11 protein-coding genes are annotated in these 13,892 nt (G+C 55.1%); 2 read left to right on the forward strand and 9 right to left on the reverse strand.

Going from position 1 to position 13,892, the window contains the following annotated elements; all coding sequences use genetic code 11:
* Nucleotides 1-98 precede the first annotated feature (98 nt).
* From GO707_RS11545 to GO707_RS11580, 8 genes are all read right to left on the reverse strand, one after another.
* Nucleotides 99-551, reverse strand: a complete 453-nt coding sequence (locus GO707_RS11545; RefSeq protein ID WP_013981114.1) for an RNA polymerase sigma factor — start codon at nucleotides 549-551, stop codon at nucleotides 99-101.
* A gap of 823 nt (nucleotides 552-1,374) precedes the next feature.
* Complete coding sequence (locus tag GO707_RS11550; protein ID WP_162457471.1) at nucleotides 1,375-2,094, reverse strand: 4'-phosphopantetheinyl transferase family protein; 720 nt, start codon at nucleotides 2,092-2,094, stop codon at nucleotides 1,375-1,377.
* A gap of 41 nt (nucleotides 2,095-2,135) precedes the next feature.
* Nucleotides 2,136-3,392 carry an adenosylhomocysteinase gene (gene ahcY / locus GO707_RS11555; protein WP_157007453.1) on the reverse strand — a complete coding sequence of 419 codons (1,257 nt, stop codon included), beginning with the start codon at nucleotides 3,390-3,392 and terminating at the stop codon, nucleotides 2,136-2,138.
* A 51-nt stretch (nucleotides 3,393-3,443) separates the two neighbouring features.
* Nucleotides 3,444-4,373 carry a cysteine synthase A gene (gene cysK / locus GO707_RS11560; RefSeq protein WP_114516252.1) on the reverse strand — a complete coding sequence of 310 codons (930 nt, stop codon included), beginning with the start codon at nucleotides 4,371-4,373 and terminating at the stop codon, nucleotides 3,444-3,446.
* 29 nt (nucleotides 4,374-4,402) lie between these two features.
* A complete protein-coding gene (gene metK, locus GO707_RS11565) occupies nucleotides 4,403-5,695 on the reverse strand; it encodes a methionine adenosyltransferase (RefSeq protein WP_114538367.1) in 1,293 nt (430 codons plus the stop codon).
* A 58-nt stretch (nucleotides 5,696-5,753) separates the two neighbouring features.
* Nucleotides 5,754-6,134, reverse strand: a complete 381-nt coding sequence (locus GO707_RS11570; protein WP_013981116.1) for a metal-dependent transcriptional regulator — start codon at nucleotides 6,132-6,134, stop codon at nucleotides 5,754-5,756.
* A 14-nt stretch (nucleotides 6,135-6,148) separates the two neighbouring features.
* Nucleotides 6,149-7,885: an ABC transporter ATP-binding protein gene (locus tag GO707_RS11575; RefSeq protein ID WP_114538368.1), complete on the reverse strand. Its 1,737-nt coding sequence runs from the start codon at nucleotides 7,883-7,885 to the stop codon at nucleotides 6,149-6,151.
* Nucleotides 7,875-9,725: an ABC transporter ATP-binding protein gene (locus tag GO707_RS11580; protein ID WP_114538369.1), complete on the reverse strand. Its 1,851-nt coding sequence runs from the start codon at nucleotides 9,723-9,725 to the stop codon at nucleotides 7,875-7,877. The genes GO707_RS11575 and GO707_RS11580 overlap by 11 nt, the downstream gene beginning before the upstream one ends.
* 136 nt (nucleotides 9,726-9,861) lie before the next feature.
* On the opposite strand from GO707_RS11580, the gene GO707_RS11585 reads away from it, so the two are divergent.
* Nucleotides 9,862-10,539, forward strand: a complete 678-nt coding sequence (locus GO707_RS11585) for a TetR/AcrR family transcriptional regulator (protein ID WP_009305504.1) — start codon at nucleotides 9,862-9,864, stop codon at nucleotides 10,537-10,539.
* Here the strand turns inward: GO707_RS11585 and GO707_RS11590 are convergent, their stop codons facing one another.
* Nucleotides 10,540-12,081, reverse strand: a complete 1,542-nt coding sequence (locus tag GO707_RS11590; RefSeq protein ID WP_114557593.1) for a (2,3-dihydroxybenzoyl)adenylate synthase — start codon at nucleotides 12,079-12,081, stop codon at nucleotides 10,540-10,542.
* Nucleotides 12,082-12,226: 145 nt separating this feature from the next.
* Here GO707_RS11590 and GO707_RS11595 point away from each other — a divergent pair.
* Nucleotides 12,227-13,892 (forward strand): condensation domain-containing protein (locus GO707_RS11595; RefSeq protein ID WP_198161099.1); only part of this gene is annotated, 1,666 nt, incomplete at its 3' end.

A 13,892-nucleotide genomic window follows, 5' to 3' on the forward strand; every position in this document is an offset into this window, starting at 1 on the left:
GGCGGGTATGGGGCTGTCAAGGTTCCATCGAGGGATTTCCTCCCTCATAGAGACGGACAGCTAGGTGGGCGAAACGGAACCCCGCACGGAGAAAAACACTAGAAACCGGAAGAGAGAATCTCTTTCAGGTTCTCTCGCGCAAGACTGATGCTGCGTCTCACTGCGCGATCGGAGCACCTCTCTACTTCGGCTATCTTCGCCGTGGGCATACCAAGCAAGTGCCTCATCAGAAAACGCCTGCGTTGTGCGGCGGGTATCTGCTGGAACGCTTGAAACAGCGCTTCGGATTCCAGTTTCTCCATAAAGATTAACTCTGGGTCTTTTTCGGGATTGTTAGGGGCAAGAGAGGCTTCGTCCATCGACGCCAAGTGTAGTGAGTGTCTTGTCTCGCGGCGCTCCGTTCGCCAGAACTCACGCTGAAGTTCCTCTATGCCCTCGAATACTTGCCTGGGCAGATTTATCTCGGTTCGTTTGCCGTCGGGCGTCCTCACCACAATGCGATATTGGGCTTGGGAGTCGTCAATGTTCCTGCTTTCGTAAAATCGGGCCATATATTGCTCCTTCGGTTCAGACCCGCAGGAGCAACCGGCCGAAAGCGCAAAAAAGGACGGGCAGGACGTTTGGCTCCTGTCCGTCTGGCGGATCGGCGGGTATTTATTTACATCCTCAAAGATGTGCTACGTTTTGGGCAAATTCGTTATGCGCATAGTCCCATTGCTCTCGAACGTAAGCACGGTAAGCTGGCCCTTGCGTACTATTTCTACGCGACGCAGCTTTCTATCTGCCCGACAGACGAGCTTGCCGAGCGCATTCCTTACGTCTTGCATACAGCCACCTCCTCTCTGACGGAGCATGATGTCATGTTTGACCACATAGCGTCCCGACTTGAAAAGTCAAAATTCTGTCTGGTTCGACAATGGTGCTCCGCAGACTGTCGATCTTGGGGTGCTCTACGAGACGGATGGGTAATGCATCGTCACCGCTAAACTGACGGAAGATTCTCGCTCGGTCTATCGGTTCGCAAGTGTTTAGGGTTGTTGCGGGAGATTTTGCTTACGCCACAACAACCCCTTGGGCGTCATGCTGCAGCACAATGCATAAATATCCAATATTTTGTCTTAAAGGTTGTTGGAGCGATTCTGCTACTTTTCGGTCTTTGGCATGAAGCTGGAACGGAATATCGAGCGGGAGTTTAACTCGATATCCTTTTCGACAAGCTTTAACAAGAAAGAAATGAATTGCATTATGATGCAAAGAGCCAAGCGATAGTCCTGATGAACGAAGTACAAAGCGCGACTTTAATCTGAGGGTGAAATCTGCGACTTGCGCTAAACTGCGAATGTCGACAGTTATAATACGGAGTGACGTATCGAATCAAGATTCCGTCAAAGAGCCTGCTGTTGTCGTTATGAGGAGATTGAAAAATGGCACAAATGCCCATTGTCCGTTGCAGGAATATGATCTTTTTGATTTAAGCAGTTGGGCATGGTAGCGCCCAACAACCAGTTCTTTGGGTTGGTTGTTGGGACGATGTGAATCCAGATAAAACATGACCTCGCAATCAGTGAAATCGAGCCACTTCCCATACGTTGGAAACCATGCCTTGTAGACAGATTCTTTCGCGCTGAAAGTCAGCCTATCCCAAGATATATTTGGCTGACTGCAGGTAAGCTCACCCACCTGTTTTATCTCCTTCTTGCTCATTATCAAACTGTATACCTCTGATTCAATGGGGTTATTCGGCTCGGCGTCAATCCCGATAGTTCGAAATCGGTAATCTGAGGTGACTGCGGCAGCGGCATATCCTCTGCAATGCGTAATGCTCCCGCATATGTTTTTGGGCCAAATCGGTTCTCGGTTGGTACCGATGAGGATAGGAGGGTCATTGAAGCCCAGATGCGAGAGAGCGTTGCGAGCACATTTGCGCCCAACGGAAAACTCTTTCAGGCGTTTAGAAGAAAAACTTCGTGATATTTCCTTTTCTTTCCCAATAAGAGGAAAACCGTAAAAAGACCCCAGGTATTCTGAAGAAAACACTTCCTCTGGTAGTAAGGAGGCTAAAAAACCGGAATTGAATTTAGGAAAGCCAATCACAGCACCACCCCTAGTATGAACTATACACCCTTGTATACACTTTAAAAGTTCCAGCTGTTCATGTAGGCGATCTGCTCCTCGGTGAGGGTGTCTATCTTCACGCCCAGAGTCTCCAGCTTCACGCGCGCCACGCCGTCGTCGATGGCGGCGGGCACGTCGTACACCTTGTTCTCCAGCTCGCCCGCATGCTGGAAGAGGTACTCGGCAGCGAGCGCCTGGTTCGCGAAGCTCATGTCCATGACGGACGCCGGGTGCCCCTCGGCGCAGCTCAGATTCACGAGGCGCCCCTGCGCAAGCACGATGACCGTGCGCCCGTCGGCAAGCGTGTACTCCTCCACGAGCGGCTTGATCTCCTCCACCTTCACGGCGTGCTCGCGCAGCCACTCCAGGTTGATCTCGCTGTCGAAGTGCCCGGAGTTGCACACGATGGCGCCGTCCTTCATGTTCTCGAACGCGGGCGCGTCCACCACCTTGCAGTTGCCCGTCACCGTCACCCACACGTCGGCGAAGCGCGCCGCCTCGGCGGCGGGCATGACCTCGTAGCCCTCCATGTGCGCCTCCAGCGCCTTGAGCGGGTCCACCTCGCACACGATCACGCGCATGCCCATGCCCTTGGCGCGCAGGGCGAGCCCGCTGCCGCAGTAGCCGTAGCCCGAGATCACGATGGTGCGCCCGCACAAAAGCCGGTTCGTGGCGCGCACGATGCCGTCGAGCGTGGACTGGCCCGTGCCGTAGTGGTTGTCGAAGCAGTGCTTCGTGTTCGCGTCGTTGACGTTGAACACGGGGTAGCCCAGCGTGCCCTCCTTCGCCATGGACGCAAGGCGCACCACGCCCGTGGTGGTTTCCTCGGTGCCGCCGATGACGCCTTCCAGCTTGTCAATGTGGGTGGTGTGCAGCGCGGTGTCCAGGTCGGCGCCGTCGTCCATGATGATCTGCGGGTTCGTGGCGATGACCGCGTCGATGTGGCGGCGGTAGGTGTCCATGTCCTCGCCGGTGACGGCGAACACCTTGATGCCGAAGTCGCGTACGAGCGAGGCGGCGGTGTCGTCTTGGGTGGAAAGCGGGTTGCTGGCGCACAGCGCCACCTCGGCGCCCGAGGCCGCCAGCGCGCGCATGAGGTTCGCCGTCTCGGTGGTCACGTGCATGCACGCGCCGATGCGCACGCCCTCAAGCGGGCGCTCCTTCGCGAAGCGCTCGCGGATGGACGCCAGCACGGGCGTGTCGCGCGCCGCCCACTCGATGCGGGCAAGCCCTGCGTCGGCAAGGTCGATGTCTTTGATGTCGCAGCTTTCGGTCATGGCGCTTCTTTCTTATGTTATCGACTGATCCTATGTCTGGTTTGGTGTCGATTAATCCTCAAACAATTCAGTGGAAAAATATCGTTCGCCCGTATCGGGCAGTAAAGTAACCACTGTCTTGCCCGAACCAAGTTGCCGAGCAAGCTGACGTGCGGCAACCACATTTGTACCGCCCGATACGCCGCAAAGCAAACCCTCCTCACGAGCAAGCGCGCGAGCCTCGTTGATAGCTTCCTCATCGGAAACCACGCAGATATCGTCATAGATGCCCTGATCAAGGATATCGGGAATAAGCCCATCGCCGATACCCATCTGCAAATGCGTTCCGACGCTTCCTCCCGAAAGAATCGCTGCGCTCTCCGGCTCAACGGCCCAAATGCATACATCAGGAAAAAGACGTTTGAGTGCCTGCCCTATACCGGAAATAGTACCACCTGTACCAATGCCCGAGCAGAATCCATGTATGGGCCCCTTCACGTCCTCTAAGATCTCAAGTGCTGTATGATAGCGATGCGCTAGTAAATTATCCCTGTTCTCGAACTGCTGTGGCACGTAAACACGAGGATCCTCGCTAGCCATACGCTTAGCCAGAGCGATGCATTTGGATATGCACTCTCCAATATCGCCAGCATCATGTACGACAATTACCTCAGCACCATAGTGGCGAACAAGCTTACGACGCTCTTCCGACACGCTGTCTGGCATAATGATGCGCGCACGATAACCGCGCACAGCACACACAAGCGCGAGCCCTATACCTTGATTGCCGCTTGTAGGTTCAACGATAATACTATCTGGCCCAATTTCGCCGCGGCGTTCGGCGGATTCAATCATCTGTAATGCCGTGCGCGTTTTAATGGAGCCTCCTACATTAACGCCCTCAAACTTAACGAGTATCTGTGCGGCATGCGCTTCAGATAACCGATTGAGACGAACGAGAGGTGTATGCCCCATGGCTTGCAGCACATTATCGTAAATCATGGAACTCCTTCCAAGGGGGTGCTAGCCCCTTATGCTAGCCTGCAGGTCTTTCGCAGATCCTCGGCGCGGTCGGTGCGCTCCCAGGTGAACTCGGGCAGCTCGCGGCCGAAGTGGCCGTAGGCGGCCGTCTTGCGGTAGATGGGGCGGCGCAGATCCAGCGCGTCGATGATGGCGCCGGGGCGCAGGTCGAACACCTCGGCCACCGCGCGCTCGATGGCCCCCACCGCCGCCTTCTCGGTGCCGAACGTCTCCACCATGAGCGACACGGGGCGCGCCACGCCGATGGCGTAGGCCACCTGCACCTCGCAGCGCGCGGCCAGGCCCGCGGCAACCACGTTCTTCGCCACCCAGCGCGCCGCGTAGGCCGCCGAGCGGTCCACCTTCGTGCAGTCCTTGCCGGAGAAGGCCCCGCCGCCGTGCCGTCCCATGCCGCCGTAGGTGTCCACGATGACCTTGCGGCCCGTGAGGCCGCAGTCGCCCATCGGCCCGCCGATGACGAAGCGGCCCGTGGGGTTCACGTGGATCTCCGCGTCGGGCGAGAGCGCCACGCCCTCGCCGGCCAGCACCGGGCGCACCACCTGCTCCACCACGTCGGCGCGCAGCCGCTCGTAGGGCGCCTCCTCGGCGTGCTGCGTGGACACGACCACCTTCTCCACCCACTTCGGCGCGCCGTCCTCGTAGCGCACGCTCACCTGGGTCTTGCCGTCGGGGCGCAGGTAGTCGAGCGTGCCGTCCTTGCGCACGGCGGCGAGGCGCTCGCTCATGCGCTGGGCCAGGTAGATGGGCATGGGCATGAGGGTGCTCGTCTCGTTGCAGGCGTAGCCGAACATCATGCCCTGGTCGCCCGCGCCGATGAGCTCGTAGGGGTCGTCCGCGGCCCCGCCGTGGGCCGCCTCCCAGCTCTCGTCCACGCCCTGCGCGATGTCGGGGCTCTGCTCGTGGATGGCGTTCACCACGCCGCAGGTGGTGCCGTCGAAGCCGTACTTGGCGCGGTCGTAGCCGATGCCGCACACCACCTCGCGCACGATGGCCGGCACGTCCACGTACGCCTGCGTGCGGATCTCGCCCGCCACGGCCACGAGCCCCGTGGTCGCAAGCGTCTCGCACGCGCAGCGCATCCGCGACACGTCGGCGGGCTGCCCGCTGGGGGCGATGTAGCCCTCGCGCTCGAGCTCTATCTCCTTGGAGATGATGGCGTCCAAGATGGCGTCCGATATCTGGTCGCACATCTTGTCGGGATGCCCCTCGGTGACGGATTCGGACGTGAACAGGTAGGATTTTGGCAAAGCGATCGATAAGCTTGGCCTTTGCTCTATCGTCATTTCAATTCTCTCTATACTTTAGATTGCCCATTATCCAGCTTATTTAGGTTGATGACCCTTATTGGACGTCCATCTTGCTCGACAGCTCCTTTTTTAAAGCCTGATATGACTCTTCGCTCATTGCGTGCTCCATGCGACAGGCATCCCTTTGTGCAATTTCAGTCGGAATGCCAAGGTTGGTAAGAACCTTGAAGAAGAAGCAATGGCGGTCGTAAACTCTTTCAGCGATTTTGCGTCCCCCATTTGAAAGGCGAACCAAACCTCGAGGCCTAAATTCAACATATCCTTCCGCGCTCAAGGAGGACATAGCTTTTGATATGCTCGCCTTGGAAAAACCCATTCTACTGGCCATATCCACTTGCCTTACAAAACCACCAGAACGAGTTTCGAGAATAAGCAGGTTTTCTAGATAGTCTTCCCTTGACTCACTCAAAGTCATCAGTTCCACCTCACTTAATTCAAAATCCGACCCGTCGACGACTGAAGCTCCACCATTTTCTTGAACAGGCTGTCTTCGCGCTCCATGAGCTCCGACGGCTTTCCTTGCTCGGCAACGCGGCCTCCATCCAGCACCACGATTTTGTCGGCGCTCATCACGGTTCTCATCCGGTGTGCGATGACCAGCACGGTTTTGCGTTCAAGGAGACACGATAGCGCCTCCTGCACCTTCGTCTCGTTTTCAACGTCAAGTGAAGCGGTCGCCTCATCCAGAAGAACAATGGGGGCGTTTTTGAGGATCGCCCGGGCAATCGATATGCGCTGGCGCTCGCCTCCGGACAAAAGCGCGCCGTTCTCGCCTATCCTCGTTTCATAGCCCTTCGGCATGCGGGAGACAAAATCATCGCAGTTCGCCGCCCGAGCCGCCGCAAACACCTCCTCATCCGTGGCATCTGGCCTACCGAGTCGGATGTTCTGCATGATCGTGTCGTCGAACAGAACCACATCCTGGAACACTTGGGCGAAATCGACGAGAAGGGCCTCGGGGTCGACGGTCGAAACGTCCACGCCTCCGATGCTCACAACGCCATCGTCGGTATCCCAGAAACGGGCAGCCAGCTTGGCCGCGGTGGACTTGCCGCCCCCGCTCGGACCGACCAAGGCGGTCACCTCGCCCTCCTTCGCAACAAATGAGACGTTCGAGAGAACCTTCTCGCCTCCTTCGTACGAAAAAGTCACGTTGTCGAAAGAAATGTCGTGATTCGCCGGCTCGAATTCCATCGACCCGGTTTGAGGCCGCTCGTGCTCGATGGAGTGCATGCGCTTGATTCCGAGCTTGAGATTGAGAAGCTCCGTCACAACTTCAAGCACGGTGTTGATCGGATCGTAGAATCTCGTCACCACAAGAAGGAAGCAGAAGTACACCATGAACTCTAGTTCCCCCGATGCCAAAAGCAGGGCTCCGACGAGGACGGTCGAAGCTATTCCGAGCTTGAGGAACGCTTGCGCGGCCGACACGGGAACGGCACTCGAAAGCTCCGAGACGATCTGGGCCTTCTCCGCGCGATCGATCTTCTGATCCAGTTGCTCGAGATACGTTTCCGATTGGTTCGCCGCCGTGATCTCTTGGGCGCATTCGAGGTACTCCTGCAAGCCGTCCGCAACGTCAAGCTGGCGGTCGATGAGAAACTGCCCCTTCGCATCTTGGCTCTTCCGAGAGAAGGCGATGATGAGCAAGGCGATGGGAAGAACCCAGAGGGCGGCGATGGCCATCTTCCAGTTGAAGAGCAGAAGCATGATCGAGATCAATATGGTCGACGCGCCGGTTCCGAACAAAAGGGGCATGATATGGGAGAACATGCGCTCCTGATCGGCGCAGTCCTTCATGATGGTGGTGGTGAGGTCCGAGAGGTCGCGCCTTCCGAAAAAGGAAAGGGGCAATCTGCGCAGCACCTCGGCAAGCTCGATCCGCTTTCTGGCACTCTCGCCGTACACGACATTGTAGGTGAAATGGTATTCGAGCCATTGGGTCAGCAGCATGAGCAGGAGTATGACGACGATGGCTGCAAGATAGCCACCAAGAGCAGGGAGGGGCTTCGAGGGGTCGAGCAGATGATCCAGGTAGTCGTTGGTCGCCATGCACAGCACGCCAATGGGTGCCATCATGACGAGGTTGGCGAGAGCGCAGAAGAACGCGCCTCTCTTGAACTCGAAAGCACCCCGCTCGGTCAAAGCGAACTTCTCACGCAGCATCGTTGGCACCCCCTCCGATTCTCCAAGAGACTGATTTCTGATAGTCCTCCCACATCCGGCGATACACTCCCTTGCTTTCGACAAGATCCCCGTGGGATCCCGATTCCGAGATGGCCCCGTTCTCCACGACGCAGATCCTGTCCGCGCCCACCACGGTCGATAGCCGGTGTGCAATCATGAGAACGGTCTTGCCGTGCGTAAGACGCGCGAGCGCACGTTGGATAAGGGCTTCGTTTTCCGGATCGGCGAACGCTGTGGCCTCGTCCAAGACCACGATAGGCGCATCTTTCAGAATGGCCCGGGCAAGCGCGATACGCTGGCATTCGCCGCCCGACAGGTAGACGCCCTTCGCGCCGACCACCGTGTCCAAGCCCTCGGGCAGCTTCGCGATGATGTCGTCGCATTGCGCCGCGTGCGCGGCCGCCTCCACCTCCGCGCGCGTAGCCGACGGGCGCGCGAATCTGATGTTGTCAATGAGGCTGCGCTTGAAAAGCCGTGTGTTTTGGAAGACGAAGGAAACGGAATCCATCAGTTCCGAACGGGGAACATCCCGCACATCAACACCGCCGACAAGCACCCGTCCTTCATCGACGTCCCAGAACCTCGGAACAAGGCTTGCAATGGTGCTCTTGCCTCCTCCCGACGGCCCGACGAGCGCCATCGTTTCTCCTTCGGGAATCGCAAAGCTCACGTTCTTGACGGCAGGTGCGTCAGCACCCGGATACGTGAAAGACACCCCTTCAAAAACGATATCGCGCGTCCCGCTCGCCCTCCCGCCTTTCGCAGAACAACAAGGCATCTCCGGCGTGGATAGGATCCCCTCGATTCGCATCACGGCATCTTGGGCCATCGCCGCAGCTTCAGAGGCGTACAGTATCTTGGTCATCATCGATGTCGTCACCGCGCTGAACACCACGTAGAAGAGGAAGTCCGTGAAGAACGACGCGAAGTCCCCTGCCGCCCCCGCAAGCAGGATGCTGGCGGGAACCAGCACCGCAAAGGTCGAGTTGATCGCCGCGATCTGTACGACCTGCGGTTTTTCGCACAACTTCGAATAGCCATGGGCCATATCCCGGTACTGCAGGATGGCTTCCTTGAATGCGTTGAACGAATCGACCGTTTGCTGGAACACTTTGACGACGGGCATGCCTCGAACATATTCGGTCGCAGCGGCGTTCATTCGGTTCAATGCCTGCTGGTAGTTCGACACGAAAGTCAGATAGCTTGAGTTCTCATCGCTGCCTCCCCCTCCCATCATCCTCCAAATGCACGCGAAGGACACTGCGATGGGAACCAGGCACGCCAAACCCATGGCCCAGTCGAAGATGAACATCACGACGACAAACACAACGGGGGTGACGAGGGCTCCCACGAAATCAGGGAACTTATGGGCGAGCACGGACTCGGTCTGGCCGGCGCAGCCGTCGATCACCCTCCTTAGTTCGCCGGTCGAATGCTCGTCGTAGTAGCCAAGGGGAACCTTGGAGAGATGGTGGGTCGCGGCCTTCCTCATGTTGTTGCCGGTTCGGAATGCCGCGATATGAGTGCACATCAACGCCGCGAAGTACACCACCACTCCGGCCACTGCGAATCCGACTGCCAGCCATGCGTAAAAAGCCGCGCCACTCGCTTCGCTCCATTGAGGAGCCACTGCGACAAACTGCGACATGATAAACCAGACGCACACAAGGGGCATCACGGCAAGCAGCGAATGCAGACCAGCCAAGGCGCAGCCCACCACGGTGAGGACTTTGTAAGGCCCTGCGAAGTCAAGCAACCTGAACAGCGGATGGGGTGCTTTGCGTTTCGACTTTTTGTTCTCTGGGCTTTGTTCCGTCATTTCTCCTCCTGCTCTATTACCAGGACGTTGTTTTGCACTTGCAGCGACTTGAATATTTCCGCAAACTGACCGCGTTACGCTGGGGGTGCAAAAAAATGGTATTCTGTCGCAACCAGCAAATAGAAAGGTGCTGAATATGGGGTCGACGCGCCAGACAGCCGGCTTGCCAGCAATTGACGTGACTTCTATCTGCGATGCCGCCTTGAAGCTCACCAAAGAATTTGGCATAGATGGTTGGTCTATTCGTCAACTGGCTAAAGAAATTAACGCGTACCCAGGTGTCATTAATTACCACGTTGGTCGAAGAGAAGATGTGGTACATCTTGTTATCGAGCACGTTAATGCCGAAATCGACCTTCCTGAGCCTCGCGAGAATTGGAAACGATGGTTCAAGCTTCTTCTTGAGGGGATGCGTTCCACCCTGAGAAAATACCCCGGAGTCGCTCGTAGACTCGCTGCCGTAGGTCCTGGCCTTGGGGAATCCGACCGCATTATCAATTGCGGCATTCAAGTGCTGAGAGATGCTGGGTTTGGCGATTGGTCCACTCTTGTTTATTCCGTTTTGCTTTGCCAAACTTGCGCGTTCGTTGCTACCGAGGATGACAGGGACAAAATGGACGATGTGCGCAAAGAGGTGGGGGGTTCGTATGCGAGTGCGCTTTCTGCGTCCGATCCCGGTATTGCCGCTTTGGCAAAAACGGTCAAACTCCTGACCGAAGAAGAAAGCCTGAGGAGAAGTTTTTTTGATCATCAGTTCTCAGTCCTTCTCGATGCTCTTCTCGGCGGATTGGAAGAGATTTTTTTAAAGGGCTGACTAGCGTATCGAGGTCTTAAGAGCATTTAAATCAATTTTTCCTATGGGGGTCAGGGGCAACAACTCACGAATCTCTACTCTGTCTGGATGCTTGAATGGGGCGATTCCTATGTTGTTTAAAAACTCCCTTATGGATTCCAAGTTGGGCGCATCGCCGCTGCAAACGATAAACGCACACGTCTTTTCGCCAAGGGCTTGATCCGGTATCCCGCAGACGGCTACGTCTACGATGCCGGGCATTTCTCTAAGACTTGCCTCTACGTCTTCCGCCGAGAAAGTCTCACCGCCACGGTTTATTGTGTTTTTCAGACGTCCCGTGATTTTGAAGTTGCCGCAGGGATCCCTCACCGCTAAATCCCCCGTATGATAAAATCCTTCCGAATCAAAAGAGCGCAGAGTAGAATATTCATCTTCGTAATATCCACTCATCAGATACGGTCCTTTCCATATCAATTCCCCTTCTTCGCCGTCTGCGCAAGGTTGCCCATCTTGTCCGATGATAAGAGGGCGATCGTTTTCGGAAAGGGGGAAGCCTTGGGTGGTAAAGGCGATTTCCTCTGGCGCTTCAGGGCTTGTCAGCGTCAATATTCCTTCAGTCATGCCGTATGATTGCTGGACAGCGCAAGAGAAAGCGGCAGAAAGCCTCTTGGCATCTTTTGCGGTAAATCGCGCACCTCCTACATGGATGGACTCAAGGCTTGAAAGATCAACAGGATACCAGTCGAGTGCGTCCATCCAGAGGTTTACCGCCGATGGAACTGCTGTTATTGTCGTCACTTTTGCAGAAGAGATCAATGGAAACACTTCATCGGGACTCACGCTTTCCGCCAAAATGACGGTGCCTCCTTTTTCTAGCGCACCAAGTGCGCCGGGGCATGCGAGCGGCAAATTATGGCATATCGACAAAGCTGCTAGGTATTTTGTTTTTTCGGAAAAAAGCGATCGGGAAGCCGCTTCCACGAAATTGTACACATAGCTGAAATTTGAGCGAGGAATAAGTTTAGGGAGTCCTGTTGTACCACCCGACGGAAGCAGGAACAAAATTGATGAGGAGTGGGGTGCTGTGGCTTGCCAGAGCTCTCCGCGCATATCCGAAACTGATCGATATTGATCGGAAGATCCGATGACAAAACATTTTAGCCTTGGATTGTCCTTTTTGATGGTTTTTGCTAAGGACTCGTAATCATAAGCCGGGGAAGAACACGGAACAATTAGGCAGGATGCATTTGACTTTGAGCAGAAATGAGAGATTTCCGCTTTGCGATGAGTCGGCAAAGCAAGTACGGGGATGCATCCTCTCATTACTGACCCGAACAAGATTATAAGAGATTCAGCTTTGTTCGGAAGCTGAAGGACGATCCTGTCCCCAGCTTCTATCCCCTCCGAAGCAAGGCAAGAGGCGAATCGCCTTGCCGCATCAAATAGCTCAGTGTAAGTATACGTGGTTTCTCTGTCGCGAACCGCAATATTTGCCCCATATTCACGCTCCCATTGCGCAATACGTTCAACAAGAGTGAAACCAACGTCGGTTGCCCTTCTCATAAAACCCCCTTCTGCCATCCGAAGCCTTAGAAGATATTTGCGCAATATTTGCAAACAACAACCCTTTCGCTATAAGTATACTATAGCTAACATTATGTTAGTATGCCTTATATTCAAAGACTTATTGCTTGAAAGGGCGGTTGGCATGTCTGAAGTATGCGTGGAGCTAGTTGGAAAGCTTGTTGAGGAAATGCTCGGACTGTCAAAAGAAGAACTAAGCCCTTCGGATAATCTTATCAGTTTGGGGCTAGGATCTCTTGACATTATGAGAATAGCTGGGTTGCTAACAAAGAATGGCTGCAATGTTACCTTTTCAGAATTGGTTTCGAATCCCTGTATGGCTTCTTGGGTAAATTTTGCAAGAGAGAGGTCTGCGAGAAGCTCGTCTAATGGTAGCCCTCTCCTCGGTTCCGCAAATTACAGCAAAGGCGACCCCTTTCCGATCACGTCCGTCCAACATGCCTATATGGTTGGAAGGCGAGACGGACAGGAGCTAGGGGGAACCGCTTGTCACGCTTATATGGAATTCGAATGCGGATCTCTCGATGCGGCCAAACTCGAACGCGCAGTGGAACTTCTTATTCTAAGGCATCCCATGCTGCGCGCCCGGTTCTCTGATGACGGAACAGCCCGCATCGAAGACAAAGTAACTTGGAAGGGACTAACCACCTACAGAGTGGAAGGAGCAGGCAATCCCGACTCGAGGATTGAAGGTATTCGCCAAGAATTAAGTCACCTACGTTTCGACATCGAGCAAGACGATCTCATAGATGTACGCCTTACTGTCGTATCACCGAAACGCACTATCATGCATATCAACGTCGACCTTCTTGCAGCTGATGTGCTTAGCATCCAAGTTCTCTTAGAGGATCTAGCGCATCTCTACGACGGAACGGATCTCGCCCCCATCGAGATAGACTTCATGGAGTATGCGAGAAGAACCGGAATCGGAGAAGACGCACGAAACGAGGATAGAGAATACTGGCTGAATCGAATAGACAACATGCCAGGCGGCCCCTCTTTGCCACTGAAAGCCCCTATGGAGAGTATCAAAAGATCTCAATTCACTCGTATGGAGTACTTAATTGATTCTAAGTCTTGGAAGAACTTCACCGAGAAAGGACGGCAAATCGGGGTTACCCAATCTATGGGCATCGCCGCTGTTTATGCCAAGGCTCTTTCTCGATGGAGCGAAGACAAGAAATTTCTTCTCAACCTTCCGCTGTTCAACAGAAAACCAATTCACCCAGACGTTGACAAGATCGTATCCGACTTCACCTCTCTTATCCTTCTTGAGGCTGATTGCGCAAACGCAATTTCCCTTCTTGAACTAGCTTCTCAAATGCAAGGACGCTTTCAGCAGGATGTTGCGCACTCTTCATTTGGAGCTGTAGAGGTTTTGAGAGAGCTTTCTCACCGTTGCCCAAACGATCCCAAGAAAGCCCCTGTTGTATTCGCTAGCAATATCGGCACCCAATTTATCTCCAACAAAGTGGAAGATGTTTTCGGTCCCTTGTCGAAGATGCTAGCAGAAACACCACAGGTATTGCTGGATCATCAGATATACGATCATAAAAACGGGTTGCTTTTGGCGTGGGATTACGTTTCCGAATTGCTTGATGACAAAATAGCCAAACAGATGTTTGAGGCATATTGCACAGCAGTGCGCTTCTACTGCGAAAACGACTGGTCGGAGCCGTTCCCCGACCTGCTGCCCCCTTCGCAGCGCGCGGCGCGCGCCGAGGCGAACTCGGAGGGGGCCGACCTCGGCGGCGGGACGCTCCACGGACGGTTCTTCGCCCGCGCCCAGG

The sequence above is a fragment of the Adlercreutzia rubneri genome, assembly GCF_009755265.1.
In the GTDB taxonomy this organism is placed as follows: domain Bacteria; phylum Actinomycetota; class Coriobacteriia; order Coriobacteriales; family Eggerthellaceae; genus Adlercreutzia; species Adlercreutzia rubneri.

Bases quoted from the DNA above. Each gene is read 5' to 3' on its own strand.
- GO707_RS11575 (WP_114538368.1), bottom strand. From the start codon at position 7,885: ATGCTGCGTGAGAAGTTCGCTTTGACCGAGCGGGGTGCTTTCGAGTTC.
- GO707_RS11580 (WP_114538369.1), bottom strand. From the start codon at position 9,725: ATGACGGAACAAAGCCCAGAGAACAAAAAGTCGAAACGCAAAGCACCC.
- GO707_RS11585 (WP_009305504.1), top strand. From the start codon at position 9,862: ATGGGGTCGACGCGCCAGACAGCCGGCTTGCCAGCAATTGACGTGACT.
- metK (WP_114538367.1), bottom strand. From the start codon at position 5,695: ATGACGATAGAGCAAAGGCCAAGCTTATCGATCGCTTTGCCAAAATCC.
- cysK (WP_114516252.1), bottom strand. From the start codon at position 4,373: ATGATTTACGATAATGTGCTGCAAGCCATGGGGCATACACCTCTCGTT.
- ahcY (WP_157007453.1), bottom strand. From the start codon at position 3,392: ATGACCGAAAGCTGCGACATCAAAGACATCGACCTTGCCGACGCAGGG.
- GO707_RS11545 (WP_013981114.1), bottom strand. From the start codon at position 551: ATGGCCCGATTTTACGAAAGCAGGAACATTGACGACTCCCAAGCCCAA.
- GO707_RS11590 (WP_114557593.1), bottom strand. From the start codon at position 12,081: ATGAGAAGGGCAACCGACGTTGGTTTCACTCTTGTTGAACGTATTGCG.
- GO707_RS11570 (WP_013981116.1), bottom strand. From the start codon at position 6,134: ATGACTTTGAGTGAGTCAAGGGAAGACTATCTAGAAAACCTGCTTATT.